The sequence below is a fragment of the Phormidium sp. FACHB-1136 genome (assembly GCF_014697375.1).
GTDB lineage: Bacteria > Cyanobacteriota > Cyanobacteriia > Phormidesmidales > Phormidesmidaceae > Nodosilinea.
In genome coordinates this window covers 1-26,664 of sequence record NZ_JACJRS010000041.1, presented here as the reverse complement: position 1 = coordinate 26,664, position 26,664 = coordinate 1, and the positions used below count along the sequence as shown (strand labels likewise).

Here is a 26,664-nt window from a genome sequence, read left to right as displayed (position 1 = left end):
TGGCCCGTGGTGAATGTCCCACCTATCATAAACGCCCATAGTATGCCCGACCAATTAATTCCCGCCAAGCCAGTTCAGTCCGTTGAAAGGCATCGGCGTTAGGCAGAACATCCAGAATCGATAGGGGCCGGGAGAGATTGACGTAGAAATCGACGGGGTAGGGAATAACCGTGCAGCCCACCCGCTCAAATAGCCCCTGGGCACGGGGCATGTGGAAGGCGGAGGTGACGAGGAGAATCGTTGGCTGGTTGCCCAGTAGGGCATGGACAGCCTCGGCCTCGGCGGCGGTATTGGAGACCGGATCGGTCACGGTCATGGCCGTAGGGGCAATTCCCTGGGCTAGGGCAATATCTTGTAAATACTCTCCCTCAGGCCGCTGATCCGGACGCCAGGGAAGCCAGCCCCCCGTAAAAATCAGCCGAGGAGCCTTGCCTGTCTGGTAGAGTTCGAGACCACCCCAAAACCGATCACTGGCCTCGCCCCATTCCGGGATAGCCGCAGGGCCGGGGGCAATTTTGAGCATCCCACTCAGCACCACAATGGCCTCAGCCTGGGGCATGGTGTTAGGGTCAAGGCGTTGACCATGACCTTCGACAGCGGCCATAAATCGATCACTCAGCAGCGGGGTGCTACACAGCCAGAACAGCATCAACCCCGCCCATATCGGCGATTTCCGTCGGGTTGTTAACCCCCACAGCAGCAGCCCCAGGATTAGCCCCGTTGGCAGAAACAGGATGGGAAGAATCTTATGGAGATAGATCACAGGCGTCAGGCACAGGCATCAGGCACAGGCATCAGGTCATCAAGGCCGCAAATTCTAGAACGTCCTGGATTGGGCTGGGGGATGGTTGAGACTCCCCCAAGCGACCCGTGCTCAGGCTAAGACATCGTGGTAACCACCGCTTCCACGGTTGCCAGACCAGCAGCTTCGCTCACTTGGGTGATGGCCCAGCGCAGTGGTTCTCCCCGTTGACGCAACGCCGTTTCCACGGTGGTCACCGGGTCGGACTTGAGGTCGGACAGGGGCAGGGAAAGGGTGAGAAAATGGGTATTCAGGGCCATAGTGGGGGGAGTGAGGCTTAGCCCTGACCAAACTGCTTTTGGTAAACAATGTCTTCTTTTTCGGTTTCAATCTTCAGGTTAGACCGAGGATAGGCGACACAGAGCAGCGCATACCCCTGGGCCTGGAGATCTGGGCTCACCCCCATGCCATCGGTTTGATCGACGGTGCCCTCTAGCACGAGAGCCGCGCAGGTGGTGCAAACCCCAGCACCACAGGATGTCGGCAGATTCAGCCCCGCCTTATGGGCCGCATCCAAAACGGTCTGATCCTCAGGCACCGAGAGGGTGGTCGTGGTGCCCTGGTGCAGAATTTCGACGGTGTAGCTAGTGGCCATGGTGGGTGCTGTTCGGGGTGAGGTATCAACAACGTTTGAGGACGGATTGGTTTTTAATCCGCAACTATTCAAACTATCATCCCGCCGGGAATGTGCGGTCAAATTCTTCTAGCAAATCGTCCATTTCCTCGAGTGCCTGGTTGACATCAATGCGCAGGGTGCCCAGGTCAGGCTGTTCTAGCAGCCGAATCAGCGCCTCCCGCTTGGCCTTGATCGTCTCCACCTTGTCCCGAATGGTTTGCACATCCATGGCGTCGCCTCCAACGGTTCGCATCGTCCTCAGACAGCATAAACAACTTTCTGGGTGACTGCATCTTTTCTCGCCCTCAACGGGGCATGATGAAGGGAGTGATTGGAACGTGGGACTGCTATGTTGGGCCGAATTAATTTAAGTCTGGTGCTGATGGCGATTGGGGGAGGGCTGACCATCGTTGGGTTTGTGGCCTATTTCCAAGCCAATGCAACCCTCAACCTGGCGGGCTTTTTCTATGGCATTCCCATTTTGTTGGGCGGGTTGGCGTTGCGGGCGGCGGAGTTGGAGCCGGTGCCCTATAGCCAGCCCACGTCGCCAGCGGTGATCCAACTGCGGGAAGCCCAGGCCACCCCCACTCAAAACCAGGTGCGGCAGGATGTGACCCGTTATCGCTATGGTCAAGAAGCCCATTTGGATGTGGCGTTGCAAAAGCTGGGCCTCAGCCCTTCCGGGGAGGAATGCCCCGAACTCAGCGGCATTCGCGAGGTAGAGATGGACGGCAACTATGCCCTAGTGCTGGAGTTTGACTCGCCCACGGTGCCCTTTTCGACCTGGGTGGAGAAGCAGGGCAAAATTGAAGCCTTCTTTGGGCCTGGGGTGCGGGCCGAACTGAATGCCCCCGCCGAGGACAGGGTGACCCTGGCTCTGGTGACGGTGCTAACGGCAGCAGACGCCTAGACGGTTCGCATCTCTATCACCTGCTACTTCACCTGAGTGACTCGCCAACTGAGTTTGAGGTTGAGCCAGAAGTTCCAAATCGTCACCAGGCCGATGGCGATCAGGTTCGCGAGGTAGGCCCAGCGCTGGCCAAAGATCAGGTTGTAGATCAGGTTCAGCACCAGCACGTTGAGCACTAGTCCGCCTAGGCAGATCAGGTTGAACTTGAGGAAGCGCTTGAACCGGGCTGACCAACCCCGCTGGCGGAGGCTGACATCGGCGAAGGTCCAGGCATCGTTCCAGATGAAATTGTTGAGGATGGCGATTTCTGCCGCCACAATTTTGCTGCGGGTGAGGGGAAAGCCTAGGGTGCTGTGCAGCAGGTAGAGAATGACCATATCCACCACCACGCCACTGAGCCCCACGAGGCCAAAGCGCAGAAACCGCCGCCAGGGGAAGCGTTGATGCAGGTGAGACAGCCTGCCCCCGGCTCGCAGCCGCAGTAAGTGGTGGATGTAGTCGAGGTATTGCCGCCAGGTGACTTTGCTGCTGCCCTCTTGGCGTTCCTGGAAAACATAGCCAACTTCGGTGATGGTATCGATGGTGCCTCGGCCCAGCACCTCTAGGAGAATTTTGTAGCCCTTGGGGTTGAGGATTGGCCCTGCGATGGTCTGTCGCCGCACCATAAAAAAGCCGCTCATCGGGTCGCTAACTCGGCCCACCACGCCCGGTAGAATCAGCAGCCCTAGCGTCTGAGCTCCCCTGGATAGCACCCGACGGGCTAGGCTCCATTCGCTGACTCCGCCCCCTTCCACATGGCGGCTGGCCACCGCTAAATCGGCCCCGGCCTGGATGGCGGCGAGGAGTTCTTGCAGCACCTCCGGCGGATGTTGGAGATCGGCATCAATGACACCCAACACCCGCCCCTGGGCCACCTGCCAGCCGCGAATCACCGCCGAAGAGAGCCCCCGTTCCCCCTGGCGACGCATCACCCGCAGTTGGGGCACCCGATCCCCTAGGGCCAACCCCTGCCGCCAGGTGAGGTCGGGGCTGTCGTCATCGACCACAATCAACTCATAGTCGTTGGGAAGCAAGGGTTCGAGAATGTCCACCAAGGCTGTGATCAACGGGACTAGATTCTGCCCCTCGTTGTAGGTCGGGATAATTAGGGATAGGGTGAGCGATGGCGTGGTTAGGGCATTTGCCGGGGGCAAGGCCACCACCTGAAGCGGGCCAGCGGGGCAGGGCACAAGCCGTTGAAGCTGGGAAACCATAGGGCACCGACTTTAAAGAAACACTATCTGCCCTAGGGGTGGTGCGTTCTAACGACAGGCCACCGACCCTCAACCCGGACAACACCGCCTTGTTTACAGGCAACGAGGTTGCAGGCAACGAATTGACAAGGGAATGAGCGATAGGCACCCATCCTACCGCAGCCCCCCAGGGGTTCAAAATCCGCCCCGGAGAATAATCTCTAGAATGTTCTCGCCCAGGAGGCGGGATAGGGGCTGCAACAGGGTATCGATGCGGGCTAAAACAGATTCCACCTGCTCCACCTCTAGCACCACGGTTTCGGTGGGATAGGTTTGCAGCACTTCCAGCAAGGTGAGTTCGCCATCGTCGCTGGCTGACAGCACCAGAGCCGACCGGAGCGCCTGCCGACTGGCCTCACCACTCACCGGACGAATCGTCTGCCCCAGTTGGTCGAGCAGCCATTCCCCTGGCAGGCTGTTCAGAGCCTTATCCAAGACCACGCCATCGGTGATGACGCGGTGGTTCAGCACCGTTTGTAGCGTTTCTGGGCTTTGGCCCACCTGATCTAAAAGACCTGTGAGCCCAGCGGGGGCTTCCCCAGTTTCCGCTAGGGTCGCCAGGTCGGCGATGGCTACAGTGCGGCTAAAGCTTCGATACCGCAGCACCACTTCCTCTGCCGCTAGGGCCGATGGAGCAGCGCCAAGCACCGCTATGCCCGCCAAGGCTAGGGAAAACAGGGACAATTGCTTCATCGGTGACGTTCCTTGCAAAAACTCGCATCTCAACTATTCTGCCCAAAGACTATTCTGCCCAAAGACCATTCTGCCTAGACCCTACAGTGTCTAGAACCCATAGTGTTCCATGCTTAGGACTATATAAGACGGAATGGGGCCAAATAAAGTTGCCGACCGAGTAAAGTTGCCAACTGGGTAGACGATTCGGATGGGAATCCTCTGGGCCATGGATGCGGCCTCTCAAGATCGGTTCCTATGATGATGGAGATGAGTGATGGCGGGTTGCTGGACTAATGACGATGATGGTAGGGATTGAGTCTCAGCCCAACGCCCCCGACCGGGAGGCGATCCTCCAGGAGATCTATGCCAGCCTGCGCCAGGGGCAGCGGGAACTGGCGGATTGGGCCGGAGGCAGTTTGGCGGTGTCGGCGGTGCCCGGTTCCGGCAAATCGACGGGGATGGCGGCGGCGGCGGCGATCACCCTTGCCCGGCATCAACTACATTTGAACTGCCAGTTGGTGTTGGTGACCTTTACCCGTTCCGCAGCGGCGAACCTCAAGGCCAAGGTGCGCGGCCATTTGAAGCGGCTGAAGTTGCCCCAGACCAGCTTTACGGTCTCTACCCTGCACGGGCTGGCCCTCACCATTGCCACCCGCAACCCGGAACTGTCTAACCTCAGTTTAGATAGCCTGACTTTGGTGTCTCCGGCCCAGAATAATAGGCTGATTCGCAATGCCGTAGAGCAGTGGATTGTGGCGAATCCGGCCCTGTACCAACGGTTGCTGGAGGGGGCGCAGTTGGATGGGGAGGAAACCGAGATTCTGCGGCGGCAGTCGGTGCTGCGGACGGAGGTGCTGCCCAGTTTGGCGGATACGGTGATTCGGGAAGCCAAAAGTTCCGGCCTATTGCCCGCTCAGGTGATGGAATTGGCCCAATCCCTCGACCACCGCTACACCGAGGGCCAGGTAGATTACGACATCCTTGCCATTGCCGCTGGGCTCTACGAGCGCTACCAAGCCCTGATGCAGGAGCGCAGCTTCATCGACTACGACGACATGATCCTCGCCGCCCTGCGTACCTTGGCGGATCCGGCTACCCTGGGCTTTTGGCAGTCTCGCGTCTTTGCCGTATTTGAGGACGAGGCCCAGGATTCTTCGCCCCTGCAAACTCGGTTGCTGACCCTGCTGGCGGGCAATCCCGACGATCCCGATGCCGAACCTAACCTAGTGCGGGTGGGCGACCCCAACCAGGCGATCAACTCCACCTTCACCCCCGCCGACCCGGTTTTCTTTAACCAGTTTTGCGAAGTTTGCCGCCGCCAGGATCACCTCGTCACCATGGATCAGGCGGGACGCAGCACCGCCCTGATTATGGAAGCCGCCAACCGTTTGCTGAACTGGGCCAACCGCACCCAGGTGGTGGGGGATGTGATTCCATTTCGGGAGCAGGCCATCCACCCCGTGCCCCTCGACGACCCCCAGCCCAACGCCAACCCAGAGGCCCTCGGTGCGGGGCTAGAAGTTCACACGCCGCCCACCATCCAGGATTCCGTGCGCCTGATCGCTCAGCGGGTGCAGGAGGCGTTTACCGAGAATCCTGACCTCAGTTTTGCCATTTTGGTGCGGGAGGGACGCCAGGGGCAGTACATCGCCCAACGGCTGCGGGATGCGGAGGAGGTGGGGGTAGATTTGGCCGCCCTAGGACTGCCGATTTACGACGTGGGCGACCAGGATCGGCAAACCCAGGTGCCCGAAGACATGCTGGCCCTGATGCGGTTCATTGATCGGCCCCACTCCCCCGATGCCCTCAAGGAAGCCCTGCGGGTGTTGGTGGATCGCCAGCGGGTGCCCACCCAAGATCTGAACCTGTTGGCCCAGGCCCCAGAACAATTCCTCTACCCCGGCCCCCTAGATACGCCCCCCGACACCGAGGCCGCCCGCACCGCCCGCCGCTACTGCACCGGACTCCTCCGCGCCCGGTTGGAACTGTCGCCCTACAGCCTGTTTCCCTTTTTGGGGCTAACCCTGGGCTATAACCAAAGCGAACTAGCCACCGCCGACAAACTCGCGGCCCGCGTCAGCCAGCAAATTCGCCAAAACAACACCCTCACCGCCGCCATCGAAGTCCTGCAAGAGATTGTCGGTTCTGAACGCTTCACGGCGGTGGAAACCGAGGACACCGACTCGATCTACACCCGCCCCCGCCAAATCACCATCATTACCATGCACAAGGCCAAGGGGCTAGATTGGGACGTGGTGTTTTTGCCCTTTCTGCACGAAAAAACTATCCCCGGCGAACTGTGGGTGCCGCCCCAAACCAAGTTCCTCGGCGACTTTTCCCTTTCCGAGGTGGCCCGCGCCCAAATTCGCGCCCACGCCCACCAGGTTCCTATCGATTCTGCCCACGGAAGTCGAACCCCCACGAATCAGGGGATCACGAATCAATTCAGCGCAACTCAACCCAACCCAAATCCCGACTTTACGACTTACGCCAACACCCCCATTCCCGATACCCTCACCGCCTGGGAACAGGCCAAAGCCCTCAAAACCGCCGAAGAATACCGCCTCCTCTACGTCGCCATGACCCGCGCCAAGCGACTACTGTGGCTCTCCGCCGCCCAACAAGCCCCCTTCACCTGGAGCAAACCCGATAACCTGCAAGCCGCCCGCCCCTGCCCGGTCATTCCTCGCCTAACCACCTGGCTAGATCAGCGCGATGCCTGACCCTCAATAGTCAGTCCCCACCGAAGTCTTGAGTCTGACTCAGCAGGCTTTATGCAATTGCCCCCTTACCTTGGCGGCTACAGCGGCCCTGAGTTTCTGCGCTATCGTGGGTTAGGCGACTGGCATCATTCGCTACACCCTCGCCCCTTCTCATCCCCAATCTGATACCCATTATCCATGCCGCTGGCGTGGCACCCTCAAGGATGAAAATCCATGTTTAGAGCAAGTCCGAATTGGACCATCCCGATTCCTATACCAGCAAACCGTAGGGGCGAGGTTTCCTTGCCCGCTGATACCGGGGGTAGGCAACCAGGATTTAGGATCACGTATTCTCTAAAGGGCTTGCAGCCATTGGGTGAAAATCCACATATTGCCCTGGATTTCCGTCCAATTCCCGGTTACTCGCCCTGTGGTGGTGACGATAGCCCCATTGCGATAGCGGGTGACTTCGGCATACTCTGGCCCTGGCCCCGCGTGGGCCACAGCATAGTCTTGGTCGCCCGCATTAACGCGCATTTGGCGAATGCCTGAGGGCGGTTGAGGCGCTGTGGCGTTGTACAGGGCTTGCCAGGTGGCAGCATCCATCCGTCCGGTTTCCTGGAGGCCATTGACCCGCTGAAAGGTACGGATCGCCGCCTGGGTTTCGGCATCGTAGGTACCGCTGAGCGGGAAGTTCGGGGGCAGGTAACCGATCTGCTTCAGTCGCCGCTGGGCGTCCTGGATGACAGGGTCAACGATGGGAGTGGGAGGCTGGGGCGGTGGGGTGGGTGGGCCTTGGCCAGGGGAAAACGTCAGGAAGTTGCTGTCTACCCAGGTGCCATCCACGAGTTCTGTCCAGCCGTTTTGGAACCGTCCGGTGAAGGGTAGGCGACTGCCATGGACATACTGGCCCACTAGGGCGTACTGAGTACCGGGGCCACGCCGAATATTGAGGGCATAGCCTGCCGGGGTGTTCACAATGGCCACGGTCTGGGCGGTGGGCGTGCTGATGCAGGCGATGCGCTCCCTAGGAGCACTGGTCACCCAGTTGCTCGCCACCCAGGTGCCATTGGTCAACTGCAACCACCCCCGGCGACTAATCCCAGACAGTTCTAGGGGACAGCCCCGGCGGGTTTTCGTATAAATGCCAAACTCCGTTCCTGGCCCCCAGCGGTTGTTGAGCGCATAGCCCGGAGGGGTGTTGACGTAGACCACAGCGCCCCAACGGCCATTGGCCCCCACTGCTGTCCCATGCCCTAGGCCGATCAACAGGCTCCCCGTCAGGGCCACAGCACCCCAGCGGCTCCGGCGTAGAAGCCGCCGTCGTCTAGCGGTAGACCGAAGGAAGGGGAGGGTGGGCAACCATGTCCATGAGGGGCGCACGGGACGCTTCATCGCCATGTCAAATCGCCAGGTCAATCGTGCAGGATGATGCCCCAATCATAGCGGCTTCTAGGCTGGCAGGGCTCGACGATGGGCTAGCCGTTATCATGGGAAGGCTAAAACGTCTCCGTTTTGCAGCCTTTAACCAAAATCTTGTCGGCTAGCGTCGTCTGATGGCTAGGGGGAGCTTCCCACCGTTCGGTATACCTTGGGTCAGACGACTCAATCAAAGGGCTGTAACACTGGGCTTCTAGAATTGCGGCTATCCCCTCTCGGCATCGCCCCTAGAATTGAGCATCACCCAATTATGGTGTAAAGTACTATAAAGCGTTGATCGGATTTTGAATCGACATTTGTATCGACTTTTGTATCGACCGCCCCCGTCATTCCGTTGCCTAGCCCTCTCGGTGAGCTTAGCCTATGACCCGCATTGCGCTTTTTGGCACCAGTGCCGATCCACCCCATCGGGGCCATGCCGCCGTGCTAACCGGGCTGGCGGATCAGTTTGACCATGTGGCCGTATGGACGGCCAATAATCCCTTTAAGGCTCAGCAGACCGAGCTCAGCCATCGTTTTTGCATGTTAGATCTGCTGGTGAGCGACTTGGCCGTTCCCCCTGGGCGGGTGCAGGTTCATCCCGAACTGAGCCACCTGCGATCTATTGTCAGCATTGAGCGGGCGAAGCAGCACTGGCCGGACGCCCATTTTTCCCTGGTGATTGGGTCAGATTTGATCAATCAACTGCCCACCTGGCACCGGGCCGAGGATATTTTTGCGGCGGTGGATCTGCTGGTTGTGCCCCGTCCCGGTCATCCCCTAGATGAGGCAGGGCTTCAGTTCCTTCGCCAGAAAACCGGGGTTACCATCGCCCACCTCCCCGACCCAGTGGATACCGCCTCCTCCGACTATCGCCAAACCTGCGACGACTTGGCCCTCACCCCCGCCGTGCAAGCCTACATCGACCAACATCACCTCTACCCATGCCCGGAAAACTCCAGAAAACCGCTGATCACGACCTAGCCAAGCCGCCCCTGGCCGACTTTAAGGTGGGGGTAGACAACGTGATTTTTTCCGTCGATACCCACCAAAATCGGCTGCTGGTGCTGGTCGTGATGCGCCACCAAGACCCCTACCTAGGCTACTGGAGTTTGCCAGGAACCCTAGTGCGCCAGGGGGAATCCCTGGAGAGTGCAGCCTACCGAGTCTTAGCCGAAAAGATCCGGGTCAACACCCTCTACCTGGAACAGCTCTATACCTTTGGTGGCCCCCATCGCGACCCCCGCGAAGCCCCCACCGCCTACGATGTGCGCTATCTCTCGGTCAGCCACTTTGCCCTAGTGCGCTTCGAGGATGCCGAACTGATTGCCGATGGTGTCAGCGGTATTGCCTGGTATCCCTTGGCTCAAGTGCCCCAACTCGCCTTCGACCACAACGAAATTTTGGCCTACGGCTATCAACGGCTGCGTAACAAGCTGGAATACAGCCCCATCGCCTTCGACGTGCTACCAGAATTGTTCACCCTGGGGGATCTCTACCAGCTCTATGTGACGGTGCTGGGGGAAGGGTTTTCGGATTATTCCAACTTTCGCACTCGCCTACTAAAGCTTGGCTTTTTGCAGGATACAGGTCAAAAAACCTCACGCGGAGCAGGTCGCCCCGCCAGCCTCTATCGCTTTGATGCCGCTGCCTTTGAACCCTGCAAGGACAGACCCATGGTGTTCATTTGAAGGTGTTCATGATGATCGGGAAAACGGAGGCGAGGTCGTACCCCGGCACTCCGTTAAGATAGAGCTAAGGGATAGAGTGACGTGTTTCACGGTCTGGCGAGAGGCAACGGCCATGGCAACCACATCTGAAGAGGTCTGGCGAATTTTGGGCGAATTGGCGGAGGCCCAAAAGGAAACGGCCCGACAGGCTCAGGAGAATGCCCGACAGGCTCAAGAATCCGAGCGGCGACTGGAGCGGCGGTTTCTGGAGACCGATCAGCGCCTTCTGGAAACGGATCAGCGTATAGAGCAACGCTTCCGGGAAACGGAACGCCTGCTGCGCCGCCAAAATCAGCAGCTTAACGAGCAGTTGGGTAAACTGGGCAACCGCCTAGGCGAGTTTGTGGAATGGCAGGTGCGTCCGGTCGTGGTACGTTTGTTTCAAGAGCGGGGCATCGCCGTCCATGAGTTTTACCCTGGAGCCTCGGCACGGCGGGGGAATGAGGGGATAGAAATCGACTTGCTGGTTGTGAACTCCACCGAGGCGATTTTGGTTGAAGTGAAGAGCAAGCTCACCCAGGCCGACGTAGATGACCATCTGGAGCGACTGAGTAAATTTAAGCGGTTGATGCCCCGCTATGGCAACGTGCGCACTATGGGGGCCGTGGCCGGAATGGTCGTGCCCGACGAGGTGGCTCGCTATGCCTATCGCCAAGGGCTATTTGTGATGGCGCAATCGGGGGATAACGTCGTCATCCTCAACGATGCCACCTTTCAGCCGCGCCATTGGTAAAATCGGCCCGCTTTTCCTTGCGCGATAGGTTTTCCGCTGCCATGATCGCGGGTGGGGCATGATTCGACCAGCGTTACTCGACCAACCTTGAGCGATCTTCCGGTTATTTTCCATCCCGACTATGTGGCACCGCTTCCAGTGGGCCATCGGTTTCCCATGCCGAAATTTGCCCTGCTGAAGGATCGGCTGCTGAAGGATGGGGTGATCACCGCCGACCAACTCTACCAACCCGGAGCCCCTAGCCCAGAGTGGCTGGAGTTGGTGCATCGGCCCGACTACGTGCAGGCGTACCAGCAGGGCACCCTAGACCCGAAACTGCAACGGCGCATTGGCCTGCCCTGGAGTGCGGCCCTGGTGAAGCGCACCTGTACGGCGGTGGGGGGCACGATTTTGACGGCTAAGCTGGCCCTCAGCCGGGGGCTGGCCTGCAACACCGCTGGGGGCACCCACCACGCCTTCCCTGACTATGGGGCGGGGTTCTGCATTTTTAATGACCTCGCCATTGCCACCCGTGTGCTTCAGCAGCAGGGACGGGTAAAACGGGTGCTGATTCTGGATTTGGACGTACACCAGGGGGACGGCACCGCCTGGATTTTTCGCGACGACCCCAGCGTGTTTACCTTTTCCATGCACTGCGACGCCAACTTTCCGGCCCGCAAGCAAACCAGCGACCTGGATGTGCCCCTGCCCGTGGGCCTGGAGGACGATGCCTATCTCCGCACCCTAGCCCAGTATGTGCCGGATCTCTTGACCCAGGTGAAACCCGACCTAGTGCTCTACGATGCCGGAGCCGACCCCCACCGGGAGGATCGCCTCGGTAAACTGGCCCTCAGCAACACCGGACTGTACGAGCGAGACCATTGGGTGCTGGAGACCTGTGTGGCCGCTGGCTATCCCGTAGCCTGTGTGATCGGCGGCGGCTATGGCGACTCCATGGATGATCTGATTTACCGCCATTCCCTACTGCACCGGGCAGCGGTGGAGGTCTTCCGTCGCCATCGGCTCTAGATAAGATCCCAGAGGTCTGTCCTCAGTTGCTACGTAATAGGATCAACCTGTCCGAGCCCCCTGGGATCTGGTGGGTCAGGGAGCCTAGACCGTGGGCAGGGGCGCAAAAATAGTCAGGCCGTCGGGGATGCACTCGAACTCGACGGGGTTGGCTTCCACCATTTCGCCATCGATCACCAGTTTTTGCGGTGGGTCGGTGGTGATTTTGAGCTTGGGGGTGCGGAAACCGAGGATGTCTTCCCGCTGGTTGGGATTGCCCCGCGTGGCCGAGGCCGCCAGAGAAACTAGGGCCGAGAGGTTTTGAAACCGGGTTTGCCCAGTGGCGATGGTGACTTCTAGCAGGCCGTCATCGGGAATCACCCGCCCCAGCCCCTGGGCCAACACTGAGGTGGCCGGGGCCACGTTGGCGATGGTGATGGCGGTGGTGGTGAACTGGGTGACTTGATCTTCAAATTCCACAGTGGCGGTGAAGGGTTGGGCAGTGGCCAGTTGCTTCACCCCCGCCAGCAGGTAGGCCAGGTTGCCCAGTTCGTTCTTCAGTTCGCGGCTGGCCTTGTCCACCATGCCCGCCTCAAAGCCCAGCCCCGCCAGTAAAATCATCGGGGTATCGTTGCAGCGGGCGGCATCCACCACATGGGTATTGCCCGCTAAAATGGTGGCACAGGCGGCGCGGAGGTTGGTGGGAATCCCTAAGCCTACGGAAAAGGCATTGGCGGTGCCGCGAGGGATGATGCCCAGGGGAATGCCCGTGCCAATGGTGGCCCCCGCCACGGCGGAAACGGTGCCATCGCCCCCCGACGCAATAATTAGGCTCTGGCCAATGTCGTTTTCCTGCTTCGACTGGATAGTGGCGATAATCTCCCGCGCTTGATCCGCCGGATCCACATTGGGCTGGGTCATGATCACATTGACCAGGATTTGCGGCTCCAGGATTTCGCGAATGGTGGCCAAATCAATGTTTGGGTTCCCTTGTCCGGCCACCGGGTTGAAGATCATATAGGCCACCGATCCCTGGGCCAACCCGCGCAGCATCAACCTGGCCGAAGCCTCGGTGCAGGCGATGGGAATATCGTGAATTTGGCAGGCCCGCAGCACCAGGGGAAAATTGGGGGAGACCGTCGCCATGACTTGGGGATCGGCCAAGAAAAACACCCCCGCCACCTCCCCCGCCAGAATCTGGTGGGCCAGGACAATATCCCCCCCGGCCTCAATGCTGGGCAACTTGGCCCAGCGAGGTTTGGTATTGCCCCACCGCTGCTCTAGGGTGGCGATCAGTTCCGGTGTGGTCAGCAAATCAAAATGGTAGAGCACCTGGGGATTGTGCAACAGCCAATCCACTAAGGAATCTACGCGAGCAGGATGGGCAAGGAGAGCCAACGTGCTTGGCATGACAAATACCTAACGAATGTCTAGTGAGACGATAAGCCCCCAAAATCACCGAACTATAGCCGCAAATCGTGGACGGTCGCAAATCGTTACGATGCGGCCCTTTTCCCCCTGGCATTGGGGTGATTTAGGCGGAGAAGAGGCTATCCTCGCTATGATATTAGTGCTAAGGCTACGGGTACGACTGGCACTGGATAATCTTAGTACTCGGGATGGATGCACCATGGCGGTTCCAACTCCCCTCCATTATTGGCTCGTTCGGCTTCGTGCTCTCAACCGCCCCCGGCTGTGGGGGGCTGGGCTGGGTTTACTCCTGCTGGGGCTGGTCGGCTATCAGTATTTGGGCCATCCCGAATGGCTCAGGAAATTTGCTCTAGACGAAACCGATTCGGCCCGTCCTACCCCAGAGGACAACCTCGCGAATCTCTCCCAGGCAGAACTGGCGGACATGGCCGAGATTGACAATCTAACCCTGTTGCTCAACCAGCTTCAACCCCTCACGGCGGATACCTTGACCGAGGCCCCCACCTCCGGATCAGCCGCCCCCACCGTCCTAGAAAGGCTTAGCCCCACCAATTCCGAGGGTCAGGCGGAGCCTGCCAGTCCCTTTGCCCTCTACCTAGAGAGAACCCGGTTTCGGATTGGCAACACCGTGGAGAGTCCTAGTCCGGCGCTTGAGGCCAGATCTTCCCTGCCATCCCAGGTAGGGCGTGGCCGATCTGCCGCTGACCCCGGTGCCGCATCCCCAACCCCCAGCCCCCTCCAGCAACTTCTCAATCCCCCACCGAACGCTACGACCAACCCCCTAGCCCCGACCGCTGCCGAGGCCACGGCCTCCGAACCCGGCGCTACTGCCACCCCCGAACGCCTATCTTCCACGGAGCCCACCGGATTAACACCTCCGCCCTGGGCGGTAGAGGGGCAGATCCCAGGGGTAAATCAGCGCTTCATTCGCACCACCCCAGAGATGTCGCCCCCTCCCGGTACCACGGGCTACCGTCCGCCACCGAGTTTGGCCCCTGCCCCCAGTGCGCTGCCCAACTCTCCCCCGCTACCGGGACTCGCTCCCGCAGCGGCTTCTTCGCTGAACCTCAGTCCGGGGCCAGCCTTGCCGGGGGCAGTGACGGCTCCTAGCGCTGGAAATACCCTGCCGCCCGCTGGCACCAGCACCTACACCCCACCTCCAGTGGTAGAAGCACCTCCCTTTTCAGCCCCTCGTCCACCGGGTTCCCACACCGGGGGCGGCTATATCTACACCTTCTCAGACCCCAGCGGCCCTGGAAATTAGGGGATTGTGGCCCAGTAATAGGAAGAGGCGCTCATCGCACCAGCGTTCTAGTCGGCGTTGGGCTCTGGGGAGGGATCGCTAATTTGTTCGGCTTCGGGACAATCTTCGGCGATGGCCAAATCGACATTGCCTCGCGGGACGCTGGCCAACCGCTGGGCCACGGTGCCAATGCTCTCTAGGCGAATAATTTCTTCCCAGGAGCAAATTTCGTCTTCATCCTCCTGTTCGTAGCGCAGGGTAACGAGATCGCCTTCAATGTCCAAAATCTTCGCCCGCTCGATCCAACGCTGTTGATCCCGCAGAAAAATCCACACTTCTCGACCATCACAACAGAGTTGATAGATCTTGCGATGTAGCATGTTGCGTCTCCTAGATAGGTAACACCAACGCTTTTGTGGCCCAGGTTACGGCCCGTAGTGGTTCATTTGAGGTTCATTCTAGCGAACCTTGGCCCTGTACCTTAGTATTTAATGTTGCTCTGCGCCCCCTGACCTATGTTGCTCCAGCTTTGCACCTGGCCCGAAGTTGAATCCTACCTGGCGCGTTCCCAGGGGTTGATTTTACCCATTGGTTCCACCGAACAGCATGGCCCCAACGGCCTGATTGGCACCGATGCTCTCTGTGCCGAGGCGGTGGCGAAGGGCGTTGGAGACGCGACCCAAGCCCTAGTTGGCCCCACCATTAACGTGGGCATGGCCCTTCACCACACGGGGTTCCCTGGCAGCATGAGCCTGCGGCCCAGTACCCTGATCGCCCTAGTGCAGGACTACCTCAAACCCTTGGTGAGCTACGGCTTTACCCGGTTCTTTTTTATCAATGGCCATGGGGGAAACGTGGCCACCCTCAAAGCCGCCTTTGCCGAAACCTATGCCGCCCTGGCCGAAGCCCAGGTTCCCCAGGCAGGGGCGGTGCGCTGTGCCGTGGCCAATTGGTATATGTGTCGTTCCGTCTATACCCTGGCCAAGGAATTCTATGGCGACCAAGAGGGTTCCCACGCTACCCCCAGCGAAGTAGCCCTGACCCAATACCTCTACCCCGACCATATTAAGACCGTGGATCTCGATCCCCCCGTTGCTCCCTCCGGCTTCCCGATCTACAGCGCCACCGACTTTCGCCAGCACTACCCCGATGGCCGCATGGGGTCGAACCCAGCCTTGGCCACCCCAGATCATGGGCAGAGACTCTACGAAGCGGCGGTAAAAGACTTGACCAGCGACTACCTCCGTTTTGTCAGCGCTGACAATCAAGATAATCGCTAAATCCCCCTTAAAAAGGGGGACTTTGAGCCCAGAAAAAGGCAGACCTTGAGTCCAGTTTCCCCCTTGACAAGGGGGGGCGGGGGATCAACACTAGGAGCCCAGCCAAATAGAGACCTATGGATGAGCGATAGCCCCATGGGAGAGGGACTTAGGGTGAAGGCCAGCGACAGGGCTGGAAGTAGATCGCTTCACCCGTGCAGTCTTTGGCTTAACCCGAACTCAGGGTATCTTCCTGAAATCCGTGATCTATCCTAGGTGTCGTCCTAGGCTCCGTCGGACGACACCTAGTCCTCGGCCCGCAACAACTTGCGGTAAAAGGCCTTGGAGAAATCTGGGGCACGCTTGTGGCGTAGAGCCACGATCACGTCAAACAGAAAGTCTACAAACTCAAAGGTGGCCATGACAATTTCGTAGCTGAGGTCGGCATCACCATCAAATTGCAGGCGGCAGCGAGTGAGGTCAGCGGGTAACATCGAGACGTTCCAAGTGGCGATAAAGGAGATACTTTCTCCACCCTCGATGTGTCGTTCGCCCTCTAGGTTGCCCTGCTTATAAAGGGAAATCGCGTAGGGCAGGGCAGCGCGTTTATTGCCCTGGTAGTAGGGCATGTACACGCCAACATCTTGCTTACCAGCCGGTTGAATATCCTCAAATGTCAAGCGCATGGGTGTGGCCTTAAAGTGTGGCTAATCTAGAGGTCAGGGTACCGCGAACTCGCCAAGACGAATCATAGCGTTTTGGGAATGGTGACATCGGGATGGCCCATCCACAGCATCCCATCGGGATAGCCTTAGCGTCCTCCCTCTAGGATTCCCCCTTTCGGCGAATTGGTATCACACTCTTTTTTCTTCAACATCCGGGATGATAAAGCAGGATAATAGGTAAACCTTAGTAACGTTACGTAACGAACGTTTGGCGTCCCCTAGCCTTGCCCTGTGCTGCGTCCCCTCGTCCATGATTGACTCCCCAAAAGCTGTGTTCCAACCCCTCGCCGATCTCGACATTGAAGACTTTCCCGGCTATGCGGGGCGTCGCCGCAAGGCTGCGCTCACCCTCTCCCTGCTCTGGGGCAGCACCGTAGCGCTCCATCTGTTGTCCTGGGGCAGTTGGGTGATCCTGGGGCTGATGGCGGTGCTGTCTACCCATGCCCTACGGGTGATGCTGGCCCGTCCCCGGTTGGGGCCAACGCCTCTACCATCCCAATCCGGAGGGGACAACCTAGCTGTTGCCCCTAGCCCCAGCCTCGACGATTGGCCCTACGTTTCGCTGCTGGTGGCCGCCAAAAACGAAGAGGCCGTCATTCAGCGCCTCGTCACCGCCCTCTGTAGCTTGGACTACCCCACCCACCGCTACGAGGTGTGGATTATTGACGATAACAGCAACGATGGCACCGCCCAGCGGCTACAGGATCTCCGCCAGCGCTATCCCCAACTGCGGGTGCTCCACCGATCCGCCAACGCCACCGGGGGCAAATCGGGAGCCCTCAACCAGGTCTGGCCCGACACCCAGGGCGACATCATCGGCGTGTTCGATGCCGATGCCCAGGTACCTAAGGATTTGCTGCGCCACCTTGTGCCCATGTTTTCAGAGGAACAGGTGGGGGCCGTGCAGATGCAAAAGGCGGTGGTGAACCGGGCCAAAAACTGGCTGACCCGTGGCCAACAGGCCGAGATGGCCCTGGATAGCTACTTTCAGCAGCAGCGCATTGCCCTAGGCGGGATTGGCGAACTGCGGGGCAACGGCCAATTTGTGCGGCGCAGTGCCCTAGTTCAGTGCGGCGGCTGGAACGAAGAAACCATCACCGACGATCTCGACCTCACCCTGCGGCTGCACTTTAGCGGCTGGGAGGTTGAATTTCTGCTCCATCCCGCCGTCAACGAAGAGGGGGTGGAACGGCCCCTAGCCCTGTGGCACCAGCGCAACCGTTGGGCCGAAGGGGGCTATCAGCGCTACCTCGACTACTGGCGCTTCATTGCCAATAGTCGCCTTACCCCCGGCAAAACCCTAGATATGGCGGCCTTCTGGCTGATTCAATACGGCCTGCCCACCGTGGCCCTGCCCGACTTTGCCATGGCCCTACTGCGCCACCGATTGCCTGTATTCTTGCCCGTTTCTGGCCTTGCCCTCACCCTTTCTATGGTAGGGATGTACTGCGGCCTGCGGCGCACCCAACGCCAACCCCACTGGGCCAGCGCTCTGCTCACCCTTTGGGGCAACCTCTACATGCTGCACTGGCTGCTGGTGATTGCTACCATGGCCCTACGGCTATCGGTGCGGCCCAAACGCCTACGCTGGGTGAAAACCACCCACCAAGGGGTCGAAGACGAGCTTCAGGTGGATGGGTCGGTGTAGTCCCTTGGCTAGATCAAGGAGGCCCAGTAGATCGAAAAAATCAGGGGAGGGGAGACATCTGGCTAGCTACGGAGGCAGTCAATCGGGCTGATCTACCTTAAGTTGGTAATCTTCTGGGCCAATGGGGGGGAGTTGATCGGTTACTGGTTCTAGAAGGCCCCTAGGGCCAATGGGGGCGGTCGCGTTCATAGAAACTGAGGCGGGCAAAGCCCATAAAGGTGGGCCGCACGGTTTCCCCTACCGGAAAAGCCCTGGCCCCAAACAGGTAGACTCCGGCAAAGCGGGGGTTGCGGACGGGGCGCAGGGCAAGGGTCACGGTGCCGCCGGGGGGCAGGGGCGGGTCAAAGCCAATGGTGAGGGCTTGGGTATCGCGATCTTGGCTGAGGTCGCCCAGGGACACCAGCCGTTTCTCCTCGCCCACCGTCTGCCAGACCTGAATCGCCTCGAGTTGATAGCGAAAAATCGGATCATGGCCCTCGTCAAGGCTGATGACGATGCGATCCATGGGTTCCTCGGCGGCGGCGGGGAAGTCAATCGTGAGGTAGTAGGTGACACCGCCATCGCTGACCAGGTTGCGGGTGGCGTAGCTATCCACCAGCCGGGGCGGGGCCGAAAACTCCACGGTGCCATCGTGATACTGAATGGCCTCGGCGGCGGGCATGGCTTGGGGAAGCAGGATGGGAACCCCTGCCGTTGTGCCAGTCAGCAGGGCCAGGGCCAGCCAGCGGCATCGGGCAGACAGGGCAGGATAAACCATAGCAAAGACCAGCGGAAACGGCGATGGGGACAGGGGTAGGCACAGATCCAGCATAGCCCTAGCCAGCCTAACAAACGGCACAGGAAAAGCCCCTTTCCCTGGTAGTAGAGGGTTAAAATTGAGTCGCCAGAGAGAATACAGAATCCGGGCGATCCAGGCTGGGCGGATTGGGAGACAAGCCGAAGTCCTTCGCTTTCTCAGGTGTTTGGGCCATGCTGGATTGCCGATTATGCTTGGTTTATCCCCCTTGAGGACATGCTATGGCCACCCTAACCCCCTCCCCCTATACCCAGGAGCAAATTAAAGTTTGGATGCGGGGATTACTCACCCTAGCCTGGGCCGATGGACATTTTGACGACGAGGAAAAAGATCTGATCACCGCTATCACCCAGGAGGAACTGGCCCCCTGTACTGACTTCGACCATTTTGACCCCGTGACCCCCGAAGAACTGGCCACCACCCTCGGCCACGATGCCCCCGCCGCCGAGAATTTTTTGCGCATGGCGGTGATGGTTGCCCTCGCGGATGGGGTGTATTCCGTTGAGGAAGATCAGAAACTTCAGCAGTTTTGTGAGGCGCTGCGATTAGAAGACAAGGTGCTCGCTTCGGTACGGTCTACCCTGTATTCTGCTGAGGCCGAGGCCCACAGCGACGCTTTGCCCGCTGGCCTACATCCCCCCGCCGAGGGCAAAATCGACCCCCTCAAACCCGCCCGCGAATGGCTCGACCAGCTTGAGGTTCACGATCCTCGCTTGGCCCGATTTGTCTGCAAACTGATTCCCTCCCAATGCCCCTTCGAGCGAGATGTGGTGCTGTTTAAGAAAAAGCTGGTACATATTCCGGCCATGTGCAAGCTCAACCCCCTCTACGACCAACTGGTGGGGCTGCGGTTCCGGGCCTTGTCCTACCTGGCGGACGAATGCGGCGAGGACGTGACGCCCCTACTGTAGGGCCTTGGTAGACAGGTCAGTGTCTCCAATCCATCCCTTCCATCCCTTCCATGCCAGGGGATCGTCCATTTTGGGAGTCGCCTTTGGAAGTCGCCTAGGATAGCCCTAACGTAGGAGATAGAGAACAACGGGTGAAGCAAATCGTGGTAGTGACGGGGCCAACCCGGTCGGGCAAAAGCGAATGGGCAGAAACCCTAGCCCAACAATCCCAGCAGGAGGTTGTCTATGTGGCCACCTCAGCGGTGGATCCTAACGACCAAGAGTGGCAGGCACGGCTAGAACAACATCGGCAGCGGCGTCCAGCAGATTGGCGGCTGTGGGAGGTGCCCGTGGGGCTATCGGCGGCGATCTTGGCAGGCAAGGCGACGGATTGTTTGCTGGTGGATTCCCTCGGTACCTGGTTGGCCAATGAGCTAGGCCAGGACGAGGCCCAGTGGCAAGAAACCGTGGCGAGCGTGATCGCCAGTGTGCAGCAAACAGCGGCGACCGTGATTTTCGTGGCCGAAGAAACGGGCTGGGGCGTGGTACCCGCCTATCCAGCGGGGCGACAATTTCGGGATCGACTGGGCCAGCTTACCCGACAACTGGGTGCGGTGGCCGATGCCCTGTACTTGGTGGTGGCGGGCTATGCGGTCGATCTGCGCCAGGTGGGCAGGGCTGTGGATACCCACCCTTCCGTAGTTTCCCCCATTTCCCAGGGATCTCGCTCAGCCTAGGGCAGGGGCAGGGCAAGGCTTCTATCCCAGGGTAGTATCCTAAATCCGGTGGCCTAGCCTGAAACCTTCGCTATCCTTAAGCATAGACCTCCTCCCTGCAACGGCATGAGTGTATCGTCCATCCCCGTTCAAAACCGTCAAAGGCTGCGGGAACGCTTCCTCAACCTCATCAACCTACGTCCAGATGAGCAGGGGCGCACCCTGTTAATGTTCGCCTTCTACACCGCCACCTCCATGGGGATTTTGTGGCTAGAGGTGAGTTCGGCGGAGTTATTTCTGGGTAAATATGGGGCGGCTCGACTACCCTGGATTTATATCTTCAGTGCCGGGGTAGGGCTGGGGATGAGCGTGCTGTATTCCTGGCTGCAACGGGTGTTTCCCCTGCGCTGGGTAATTGTCTTAATTTCCCTGTTGATGGCCCTACCAATTCTGGTTTTTTTCTGGGGGCTATCAATAGAGAAATTCACCTTTTTGACGGTCTTTTTGCTGCGTCTTTGGATCGAAGCGATTTATAACCTCAACGATCTGAATCTGTCGGTTACAGCCAACCAAATTTTCAATATTCGAGAGATCAAGCGAGCCTTTCCAATTATTAGCAGTGGTAATCTGCTGGCCGACGTTTTGAGTGGCTTTTCTGTGGCTATTTTGATGCGGTTTGTAGGGCTCAAAAATGTGATGTTGTTGTCCTTTGCCGTCATGCTGTTTGGCACTGGGATGCTGTATTACCTCAGTGTGAACTATGCCCACGCTTTTCCAGATTCCCCCAAACGGCAAGCCCAGGACGTAGAAAGTCACCAGTCTAAGCAACGACTTAAAGGGGCCATGCGGCAGTACGTGGTGCTGCTATTTTCGTTCTTTGTATTGGCCCAAATGCTACTGTTCTCCATCGAGTTTCAGTTTTTTCAGCAGCTAGAACTTACTCTAGAAGTGGAAGCCATTGCCGCATTCCTAGGGATTTTTAGCGGCTTACTAGGGCTGATTGAACTGTTCACCCAGTGGTTTACCTCTAGCCGTTTGATTGAGCGGGAGGGGGTGTTTGCGGTGGCCCTAGTACTGCCTTCGGTCATTGTGGTTGTGGGCCTCGTCACCCTGACCCTTAGTTTTCCAATTTTTGGGGGTGCTTCCGCCCTCTTTTTTGGCCTCGTCATCCTCAAATTTTTTGATGAGTGGTTGCGCTATACCCTGGTGGCCACCACCCGCCCAGTGCTGTTCCAGCCCATTTCCGACCGGGTACGCAGTACGGTGCAGTCGTGGGTGGGGGGGATTGCCGAACCCCTGTCCATGGGCGGTACGGGGGTGGTAATTTTGGTCACCATTGCGATGGCCAACCGTTTAGGCTTGGATAACCCCGTGCTTCAGTCCCAGATCTTTCTGGCGGGCACCGTGGTGGCAGGGTTGGTGTGGTTTGGTCTGATGGCCCTGCTGCGCACCCGCTACCTCAATCTCCTGGTGCAGGGGGCAGAACGGGGGCTGACCACCTTCTCCGATGGGGATCGGCGGGGGATGAAGAAAAACCTGGTGGAGGGGCTGGAAAAAAATAAGTCCGAGGCGGACAAGCATTCCTACATCGACGTTCTCAGCCAGATTGCCCCCAAGGACTTGGGCGAGGTGCTGACCCCCCATCTGCCCGTGTTTTCCTCCAGCCTTCAGCAGCACAGCCTCCAGGTGATGTTGGAACATCCCGATCCTCGGTATCACCAGGTAGTGCGAACCCTGTTGACCCAATCCCAAACCAGCCCGGAGGTACAGGCTCTAGCCCTGCGCTACGTCTGGCTGGCCCAGGAAACCTACAATATCGACGAACTGCGGCCCTACCTTTCCCCCGATGTGGATGCGGTGGTGCGGGGTACGGCGGCGTCCCTGATGCTGCGGCGGGGCAACATCAACGACCGAGCCGAGGCCACCGCCACCCTGCGAAAAATGCTAGTGAACGAGCGGGAACGGGAGCGGGTGATGGGTTGCCAAGCCCTAGGGGAGGCCGATTATATGGAATCCCTCAGCATTTATATTGACGACCTACTTCAGGATCCTTCCCTGCGGGTGCGGCGGGCCATCCTGGAGGCCATCGCCGCCACCCAGTATAAGAAGTACTACCCCTCCCTGCTGAAGGCGTTGCAGTACAAATCCACTCGCACCGCCGCCAGCGAAGCCCTCACCCGCCTGGGCGATGAAGCCCTGCCCATGCTGGAAACCCTAGCCACCGACGAGTACCAACCAGAGGGACTGAGAAACCAGGCGTGGCAGGTGATCGGGGCAATTGGCAGCTCACGGGCCTTGGAGGCGCTGATTCAAAACCTGATGAGCTCCTGGGGCCAAACCCGTCGCCAAATTCTACGCATTCTGCTGAAGCTCTACCAAGAAACCGGGGTGAAGCGATCCAACCTGATCGACAACGCCCTCGATCAACTGTTGGGCCGCAGTGGCTTTGAGGAATTGATCGATACCGAACTGGCCTTTGTGGGCCAAATCCTGGCCGCCAAGATCGACTTTGATGGCACCGCGACCACGATGGAGGAACGGCTGCTGCTGTCGGCCTTGGAGGGGTTGGAGCATGACGCCATTGAGCGCTTGTTTATGCTATTGCGGTTTATCTCCCCCGCCAATGCCGTCCAAGCCGCCCAGGCCAGCCTCAGCGGGTCGGTGTCGAGCTGGGCCAAGGGGCTAGAAATCCTCGATAACTGCCTCGACATCTCCAGCAAGCGCACAATCTTAATCTTGCTGGATCGTCAGCCCGATGCCGACAAACTCAAGCGCCTCAGCCTCTCCACCCCCCTGATTGCCTATACGCCCCTGTCGCCCCGCGACCGCCTGCGCCAACTGCTCGACCTGCGCCACCTGCTGTCCGACTGGGCCTTGGCCTGTTGCTTCCACCTCGCCAAGGCCAAACACTGGAACGTGACCGCCCCCCATACCTTGGCCCTGCTGCAACACCCCACGGGCTTTGTGCGAGAGGCCGTGCTAGGGTACCTGGCGGTGGCCTCCCCCCGTGCCCTGCGAGACATCCTGCCAATGATGCAGCAGGATCCTAATGAATTGGTGGCCCGCCAGGTTAACCACCTAATGAGCACCTATAATTTGGAACCAGATTTGTAACGCTTGGCCTACCGCCGTGTGCCCTGTTCCCTTGGCCTCGTTGATCCTATGCCAGATACAACCCTCAACAGCCTAGATCGCCTTCTGTTTATCCGTCGGGTGCCCATCTTTGAGGAACTGCGGGATGATTTTTTAATGCGCCTTGCCCCTGTCATGGACGAAGTTCACTTCGATGCGGGCTACACCATCATCACCGAAGGCCAGGAAGGACGGGCCATGTACATCATCGTCTCCGGTCAGGTCAGCGTTCACCTCAGTGGGCAGCAGGTGGCCCAGTTCCACGCCGGAGACTGCTTTGGCGAAATGTCGGTGTTTGATGCTGAGCCGCGTTCCGCCTCCGTCACCACCCTAGAGCCCTGCGATTGCCTGGTGCTCACCCAACAGCAACTCTACGACGCCATCGACGAAACCCCCGGCATCGCCGTCAACATCATTCGCCTACTGTCCCGCCGCATTCGCGAACTCAATCAAGATCTCAACCTGGTGAAGGGTCGCCTAAAGGTAGCCAAGGCAAAGCGCACCCCCCCCACCCCTACCTTACCTCTCCCCGCTGAGCCCTACCCACGCGAAGGCTACCCCGTCCCCGCTTGGGATCACCCCATCCTCTACTAACCCCCAATCCCCCAAGAACTCCTCCCCCCAAGAACTAATCACCAATAACCAACCACTAAGCCTCCCCACTCGACCAAATAGCTAATAACCCAACCCCCCAATCAACAACCCGCCCATGAAACCCTTTTTCACCGACCATGCCGACCTCACCCAAGGGCTGAATCAGGCATTGGAGAACCTCTGGGCCACCTTTCCGGCCCTGGCTCCCCACCAAATTGCGGTGACTTGGGTGGTCTACGATCCGCCGTACATCACCAACACAGGCGGTGCCCTCAGTGCCCACGATTTCTGGCAGCACCAGCCCAGGGGGGCCAGCTATCGAGGGGTGGAGCTGATCTATCCGGCCAGCGTGGTGAAGCTGTTTTACTTAGTCGCCGCCCAGGAATGGTTGGAGCAGGGCATGGTTCCCTCCTCGGTGGAGCTAGACCGCGCCCTGCGGGACATGATTGTGGACTCTAGCAATGACGCCACCAGCCTGGTGATGGACGTGTTGACGGGCACCACCAGCGGCCCCGAACTGCCCCCCGGCCCCTTTGAAACCTGGCAGCACCAGCGTAACCTTGTGAATCGGTTCTTCCAGTCCTTGCAGTGGCCGGAGGTGGCGACGGTCAACATGAACCAAAAGACCTGGTGCGATGGCCCCTATGGCCGGGAGCGGGCCTTTGTGGGCGAGCACTACGAAAACCGGAATAAATTGACTACTCATGCCGTGGCGCGGTTAATCCACAGCCTTGCGGGCGGGGTGGCGGTGTCGGCGGCGCGTTCCCAGGCCATGCTGGCGTTGATGCAGCGGGATCTCACCCTAGATCGCCCCCCTAGCGAAGAGGAAGATCAAGTCAGCGGGTTCATTGGATCGGGACTGCCCCCCAACGCCACCCTCTACTCCAAGGCCGGATTTACCAGCCAGGTACGCCACGATGCCGCCTACATCGAAATTCCGGGCCACCATCCCTTTACCCTGGTGATCTTCACCGAGGGGCAAGAGCACAGCAAAAACCGCGAGATTATCCCCTACCTGACCCAGCAATTAGCCGACCAAACCCGCCTTGAGGCTTAGGCGGCGGATCTCCCTGGCGATGGGCTAAATCGGAGAGTAGATAGGCGGTCGCCGCGATGTGGAGAGGATTGAAATGGGGTTTCTGACATCGGAGAATGTGGCACCAAGGCCACTGCCTTTGGAAAGAGGTGGTACAATTTTCGGCAATTCCTGTGTGGTGTGTATAGACCTTCAAGATCACTGGCAAATGGTCATCTGCAATTTTGAGGAGTGAAATTTAAATCTATGGTTCATCTAAAATCCCTGTCGGCTCTAGCGAGTGTGGCGGCGGCGGCTACTCTGGTCAGCGCCCTACCCGCCCAAGCAAATGTAGAGACCCTGCCCACCGCAACCCTAACCGAGGTCGTTACCCCAGACCTGACAGAACCCCTAGCAGCGGAAACCACCGATCTGGGCGAAACCCTGGTTGAGGTTATCCCCACTGAATCTGTGGCCGAAGTTCCCCTGGCTGAAGTTCCCATGGCCGAAGTTCCCCTGGCTGAAATCCCCACCGAGGGGGCTAGCGAATGGGTGGAAGCCATCCCCGCTAATGCGGCCACCACCGCCGGACTGCTGACGGAATCTGCCATTCCCGTGGCCTTTCAAATTAGCGACGAAGCCCTAATCAGCTTTGACAATGCAGGGCTTCAGGCCGCCCTCAACGAGTCGATTACCGAATCGGCCCCCACCCTCGACGAAGGCGTCGAACTGGCCCAATCTAGCCGCCGGGGCTATGCCTCCGTTTCCCCTGCCTACCTGGGCGTAGCGGGTAATGTGGGCTTTGGCGACCCCGACAGCGCCATCGGCGATTTTGGTGTCAACGTGATCAGCAAGATCTCCCTCGGCCCCCGGTTCTCCCTGCGGCCCGGTTTCTTCATCTCCGAGCGGTTTACCAACTTTGCTATCCCCCTCACCTACAACTTCAACGTTCTGTCGGCCCGTGGCGTGCGCTTCCAGCCCTACGTGGGGGCTGGGGTGGATGTGCCCTTCAACGGCAACACGGCCCTGATGCTGAACGCCGGAGCCGATGTGCCCATTTCCCGTGCCTTCACCCTCAACGCCGCCACTAACGTGCGCGTGACCAGCGGTTTTGGCCTGGGCTTTTCCCTCGGTGTAGGCTACAACCTACCCTTTGTCTTCCAGTAGATTCCCCAAAGGCCCGACCCTAATCTGACCATTGAATCGGGTGTTTTAATCTGACGATTTTCTTTTTAATCTGAGGGGCACCTCGATTAATTGAGTATCCAGGGAATTGCCGTCTCAAAAAAGAACACAGTGAGACAGAAATAACCTTTCTATCGCACTGTGTCAGTCGTGATTAAAATGAA

Annotated in this window: 26 protein-coding genes; 15 read left to right on the top strand and 11 right to left on the bottom strand. The window is 58.9% G+C overall.

Annotation, left to right across the window (positions count from 1 at the left end):
* Positions 1-25 precede the first annotated feature (25 nt).
* The 4 genes from H6G62_RS13685 to H6G62_RS13670 form a co-directional block, all read right to left on the bottom strand.
* Positions 26-763 carry a YdcF family protein gene (locus H6G62_RS13685; protein WP_190496020.1) on the bottom strand — a complete coding sequence of 246 codons (738 nt, stop codon included), beginning with the start codon at positions 761-763 and terminating at the stop codon, positions 26-28.
* A 116-nt stretch (positions 764-879) separates the two neighbouring features.
* Positions 880-1,062 (bottom strand): hypothetical protein, encoded by a 183-nt coding sequence (locus H6G62_RS13680; protein ID WP_190496019.1) that lies wholly within the window; start codon positions 1,060-1,062, stop codon positions 880-882.
* 17 nt (positions 1,063-1,079) lie between these two features.
* Complete coding sequence (locus tag H6G62_RS13675) at positions 1,080-1,397, bottom strand: 2Fe-2S iron-sulfur cluster-binding protein (protein ID WP_190496017.1); 318 nt, start codon at positions 1,395-1,397, stop codon at positions 1,080-1,082.
* A gap of 76 nt (positions 1,398-1,473) precedes the next feature.
* Positions 1,474-1,671, bottom strand: a complete 198-nt coding sequence (locus tag H6G62_RS13670) for a hypothetical protein (RefSeq protein WP_190496068.1) — start codon at positions 1,669-1,671, stop codon at positions 1,474-1,476.
* A 96-nt stretch (positions 1,672-1,767) separates the two neighbouring features.
* On the opposite strand from H6G62_RS13670, the gene H6G62_RS13665 reads away from it, so the two are divergent.
* Positions 1,768-2,328 carry a DUF2854 domain-containing protein gene (locus tag H6G62_RS13665; RefSeq protein WP_190496014.1) on the top strand — a complete coding sequence of 187 codons (561 nt, stop codon included), beginning with the start codon at positions 1,768-1,770 and terminating at the stop codon, positions 2,326-2,328.
* Positions 2,329-2,351: 23 nt separating this feature from the next.
* Here H6G62_RS13665 and H6G62_RS13660 read toward each other — a convergent pair whose 3' ends face one another.
* Both H6G62_RS13660 and H6G62_RS13655 read right to left on the bottom strand, forming a co-directional pair.
* Complete coding sequence (locus H6G62_RS13660) at positions 2,352-3,581, bottom strand: glycosyltransferase (RefSeq protein WP_190496012.1); 1,230 nt, start codon at positions 3,579-3,581, stop codon at positions 2,352-2,354.
* A 174-nt stretch (positions 3,582-3,755) separates the two neighbouring features.
* Positions 3,756-4,313: an alpha/beta hydrolase gene (locus tag H6G62_RS13655; RefSeq protein WP_190496010.1), complete on the bottom strand. Its 558-nt coding sequence runs from the start codon at positions 4,311-4,313 to the stop codon at positions 3,756-3,758.
* Between the two features lie 281 nt (positions 4,314-4,594).
* Between H6G62_RS13655 and H6G62_RS13650 the strand changes: the two genes are divergently transcribed.
* On the top strand, positions 4,595-7,018 hold the full coding sequence (locus H6G62_RS13650; RefSeq protein ID WP_190496008.1) for an ATP-dependent helicase: 2,424 nt from the start codon (positions 4,595-4,597) through the stop codon (positions 7,016-7,018).
* A gap of 333 nt (positions 7,019-7,351) precedes the next feature.
* On the opposite strand, the gene H6G62_RS13645 is transcribed toward H6G62_RS13650, so the two are convergent.
* Positions 7,352-8,398, bottom strand: a complete 1,047-nt coding sequence (locus tag H6G62_RS13645; RefSeq protein ID WP_190496006.1) for a peptidoglycan-binding protein — start codon at positions 8,396-8,398, stop codon at positions 7,352-7,354.
* A gap of 402 nt (positions 8,399-8,800) precedes the next feature.
* Here H6G62_RS13645 and H6G62_RS13640 point away from each other — a divergent pair, with 402 nt between their 5' ends.
* From H6G62_RS13640 to H6G62_RS13625, 4 genes are all read left to right on the top strand, one after another.
* Complete coding sequence (locus tag H6G62_RS13640) at positions 8,801-9,400, top strand: nicotinate-nucleotide adenylyltransferase (protein WP_190496004.1); 600 nt, start codon at positions 8,801-8,803, stop codon at positions 9,398-9,400.
* Positions 9,361-10,107, top strand: a complete 747-nt coding sequence (locus tag H6G62_RS13635; protein WP_190496002.1) for an NUDIX domain-containing protein — start codon at positions 9,361-9,363, stop codon at positions 10,105-10,107. Before H6G62_RS13640 ends, H6G62_RS13635 begins: the two co-directional genes overlap by 40 nt.
* 112 nt (positions 10,108-10,219) lie before the next feature.
* Positions 10,220-10,879, top strand: coding sequence for a DUF3782 domain-containing protein (locus H6G62_RS13630; protein ID WP_190496000.1), 660 nt, complete (start codon positions 10,220-10,222; stop codon positions 10,877-10,879).
* 87 nt (positions 10,880-10,966) lie between these two features.
* Positions 10,967-11,887, top strand: a complete 921-nt coding sequence (locus tag H6G62_RS13625) for a histone deacetylase (protein WP_190495999.1) — start codon at positions 10,967-10,969, stop codon at positions 11,885-11,887.
* An 84-nt stretch (positions 11,888-11,971) separates the two neighbouring features.
* On the opposite strand, the gene H6G62_RS13620 is transcribed toward H6G62_RS13625, so the two are convergent.
* Entirely contained in the window at positions 11,972-13,276 is a 1,305-nt protein-coding gene (locus H6G62_RS13620) for a YegS/Rv2252/BmrU family lipid kinase (protein ID WP_190495997.1), read from the bottom strand.
* Positions 13,277-13,496: 220 nt separating this feature from the next.
* Here H6G62_RS13620 and H6G62_RS13615 point away from each other — a divergent pair, with 220 nt between their 5' ends.
* Positions 13,497-14,561 carry a hypothetical protein gene (locus H6G62_RS13615; protein WP_190495995.1) on the top strand — a complete coding sequence of 355 codons (1,065 nt, stop codon included), beginning with the start codon at positions 13,497-13,499 and terminating at the stop codon, positions 14,559-14,561.
* A gap of 47 nt (positions 14,562-14,608) precedes the next feature.
* On the opposite strand, the gene H6G62_RS13610 is transcribed toward H6G62_RS13615, so the two are convergent.
* Entirely contained in the window at positions 14,609-14,920 is a 312-nt protein-coding gene (locus H6G62_RS13610) for a DUF6679 family protein (protein WP_190495993.1), read from the bottom strand.
* A gap of 135 nt (positions 14,921-15,055) precedes the next feature.
* On the opposite strand from H6G62_RS13610, the gene H6G62_RS13605 reads away from it, so the two are divergent.
* Complete coding sequence (locus H6G62_RS13605) at positions 15,056-15,820, top strand: creatininase family protein (RefSeq protein WP_190495991.1); 765 nt, start codon at positions 15,056-15,058, stop codon at positions 15,818-15,820.
* 284 nt (positions 15,821-16,104) lie between these two features.
* On the opposite strand, the gene ebsA is transcribed toward H6G62_RS13605, so the two are convergent.
* Positions 16,105-16,479 (bottom strand): type IV pilus biogenesis protein EbsA, encoded by a 375-nt coding sequence (gene ebsA, locus H6G62_RS13600; protein WP_190496062.1) that lies wholly within the window; start codon positions 16,477-16,479, stop codon positions 16,105-16,107.
* 295 nt (positions 16,480-16,774) lie between these two features.
* Here ebsA and H6G62_RS13595 point away from each other — a divergent pair, with 295 nt between their 5' ends.
* Positions 16,775-18,172 carry a glycosyltransferase family 2 protein gene (locus H6G62_RS13595; RefSeq protein WP_190495989.1) on the top strand — a complete coding sequence of 466 codons (1,398 nt, stop codon included), beginning with the start codon at positions 16,775-16,777 and terminating at the stop codon, positions 18,170-18,172.
* 160 nt (positions 18,173-18,332) lie between these two features.
* On the opposite strand, the gene H6G62_RS13590 is transcribed toward H6G62_RS13595, so the two are convergent.
* Positions 18,333-18,983 carry a DUF2808 domain-containing protein gene (locus H6G62_RS13590; RefSeq protein ID WP_190495987.1) on the bottom strand — a complete coding sequence of 217 codons (651 nt, stop codon included), beginning with the start codon at positions 18,981-18,983 and terminating at the stop codon, positions 18,333-18,335.
* Between the two features lie 206 nt (positions 18,984-19,189).
* Here H6G62_RS13590 and H6G62_RS13585 point away from each other — a divergent pair, with 206 nt between their 5' ends.
* The 6 genes from H6G62_RS13585 to H6G62_RS13560 all read left to right on the top strand — a co-directional run bounded on the left by H6G62_RS13585 (position 19,190) and on the right by H6G62_RS13560 (position 26,482).
* A complete protein-coding gene (locus H6G62_RS13585) occupies positions 19,190-19,879 on the top strand; it encodes a Mo-dependent nitrogenase C-terminal domain-containing protein (protein WP_190495985.1) in 690 nt (229 codons plus the stop codon).
* A 131-nt stretch (positions 19,880-20,010) separates the two neighbouring features.
* Positions 20,011-20,595: a bifunctional adenosylcobinamide kinase/adenosylcobinamide-phosphate guanylyltransferase gene (gene cobU, locus H6G62_RS13580; RefSeq protein WP_190495983.1), complete on the top strand. Its 585-nt coding sequence runs from the start codon at positions 20,011-20,013 to the stop codon at positions 20,593-20,595.
* 105 nt (positions 20,596-20,700) lie between these two features.
* The gene (locus H6G62_RS13575; RefSeq protein WP_190495981.1) at positions 20,701-23,688 is read left to right on the top strand and encodes a HEAT repeat domain-containing protein; all 2,988 of its coding nucleotides are present in this window, start codon (positions 20,701-20,703) and stop codon (positions 23,686-23,688) included.
* A gap of 48 nt (positions 23,689-23,736) precedes the next feature.
* Positions 23,737-24,300 carry a cyclic nucleotide-binding domain-containing protein gene (locus H6G62_RS13570; RefSeq protein WP_190495979.1) on the top strand — a complete coding sequence of 188 codons (564 nt, stop codon included), beginning with the start codon at positions 23,737-23,739 and terminating at the stop codon, positions 24,298-24,300.
* 115 nt (positions 24,301-24,415) lie between these two features.
* Positions 24,416-25,357 carry a serine hydrolase gene (locus tag H6G62_RS13565; protein ID WP_190495978.1) on the top strand — a complete coding sequence of 314 codons (942 nt, stop codon included), beginning with the start codon at positions 24,416-24,418 and terminating at the stop codon, positions 25,355-25,357.
* A 225-nt stretch (positions 25,358-25,582) separates the two neighbouring features.
* Complete coding sequence (locus H6G62_RS13560; RefSeq protein WP_190495976.1) at positions 25,583-26,482, top strand: hypothetical protein; 900 nt, start codon at positions 25,583-25,585, stop codon at positions 26,480-26,482.
* Positions 26,483-26,664: the final 182 nt, after the last annotated feature.

Coding starts and splice junctions, on each gene's coding strand:
- H6G62_RS13680 (WP_190496019.1), bottom strand. CDS start 1,062: ATGGCCCTGAATACCCATTTTCTCACCCTTTCCCTGCCCCTGTCCGAC.
- H6G62_RS13675 (WP_190496017.1), bottom strand. CDS start 1,397: ATGGCCACTAGCTACACCGTCGAAATTCTGCACCAGGGCACCACGACC.
- H6G62_RS13670 (WP_190496068.1), bottom strand. CDS start 1,671: ATGCGAACCGTTGGAGGCGACGCCATGGATGTGCAAACCATTCGGGAC.
- H6G62_RS13665 (WP_190496014.1), top strand. CDS start 1,768: ATGTTGGGCCGAATTAATTTAAGTCTGGTGCTGATGGCGATTGGGGGA.
- H6G62_RS13660 (WP_190496012.1), bottom strand. CDS start 3,581: ATGGTTTCCCAGCTTCAACGGCTTGTGCCCTGCCCCGCTGGCCCGCTT.
- H6G62_RS13655 (WP_190496010.1), bottom strand. CDS start 4,313: ATGAAGCAATTGTCCCTGTTTTCCCTAGCCTTGGCGGGCATAGCGGTG.
- H6G62_RS13650 (WP_190496008.1), top strand. CDS start 4,595: ATGATGGTAGGGATTGAGTCTCAGCCCAACGCCCCCGACCGGGAGGCG.
- H6G62_RS13645 (WP_190496006.1), bottom strand. CDS start 8,398: ATGGCGATGAAGCGTCCCGTGCGCCCCTCATGGACATGGTTGCCCACC.
- H6G62_RS13640 (WP_190496004.1), top strand. CDS start 8,801: ATGACCCGCATTGCGCTTTTTGGCACCAGTGCCGATCCACCCCATCGG.
- H6G62_RS13635 (WP_190496002.1), top strand. CDS start 9,361: ATGCCCGGAAAACTCCAGAAAACCGCTGATCACGACCTAGCCAAGCCG.
- H6G62_RS13630 (WP_190496000.1), top strand. CDS start 10,220: ATGGCAACCACATCTGAAGAGGTCTGGCGAATTTTGGGCGAATTGGCG.
- H6G62_RS13620 (WP_190495997.1), bottom strand. CDS start 13,276: ATGCCAAGCACGTTGGCTCTCCTTGCCCATCCTGCTCGCGTAGATTCC.
- H6G62_RS13615 (WP_190495995.1), top strand. CDS start 13,497: ATGGCGGTTCCAACTCCCCTCCATTATTGGCTCGTTCGGCTTCGTGCT.
- H6G62_RS13610 (WP_190495993.1), bottom strand. CDS start 14,920: ATGCTACATCGCAAGATCTATCAACTCTGTTGTGATGGTCGAGAAGTG.
- H6G62_RS13605 (WP_190495991.1), top strand. CDS start 15,056: ATGTTGCTCCAGCTTTGCACCTGGCCCGAAGTTGAATCCTACCTGGCG.
- H6G62_RS13595 (WP_190495989.1), top strand. CDS start 16,775: ATGATTGACTCCCCAAAAGCTGTGTTCCAACCCCTCGCCGATCTCGAC.
- H6G62_RS13590 (WP_190495987.1), bottom strand. CDS start 18,983: ATGCTGGATCTGTGCCTACCCCTGTCCCCATCGCCGTTTCCGCTGGTC.
- H6G62_RS13585 (WP_190495985.1), top strand. CDS start 19,190: ATGGCCACCCTAACCCCCTCCCCCTATACCCAGGAGCAAATTAAAGTT.
- H6G62_RS13575 (WP_190495981.1), top strand. CDS start 20,701: ATGAGTGTATCGTCCATCCCCGTTCAAAACCGTCAAAGGCTGCGGGAA.
- H6G62_RS13570 (WP_190495979.1), top strand. CDS start 23,737: ATGCCAGATACAACCCTCAACAGCCTAGATCGCCTTCTGTTTATCCGT.
- H6G62_RS13565 (WP_190495978.1), top strand. CDS start 24,416: ATGAAACCCTTTTTCACCGACCATGCCGACCTCACCCAAGGGCTGAAT.
- H6G62_RS13560 (WP_190495976.1), top strand. CDS start 25,583: ATGGTTCATCTAAAATCCCTGTCGGCTCTAGCGAGTGTGGCGGCGGCG.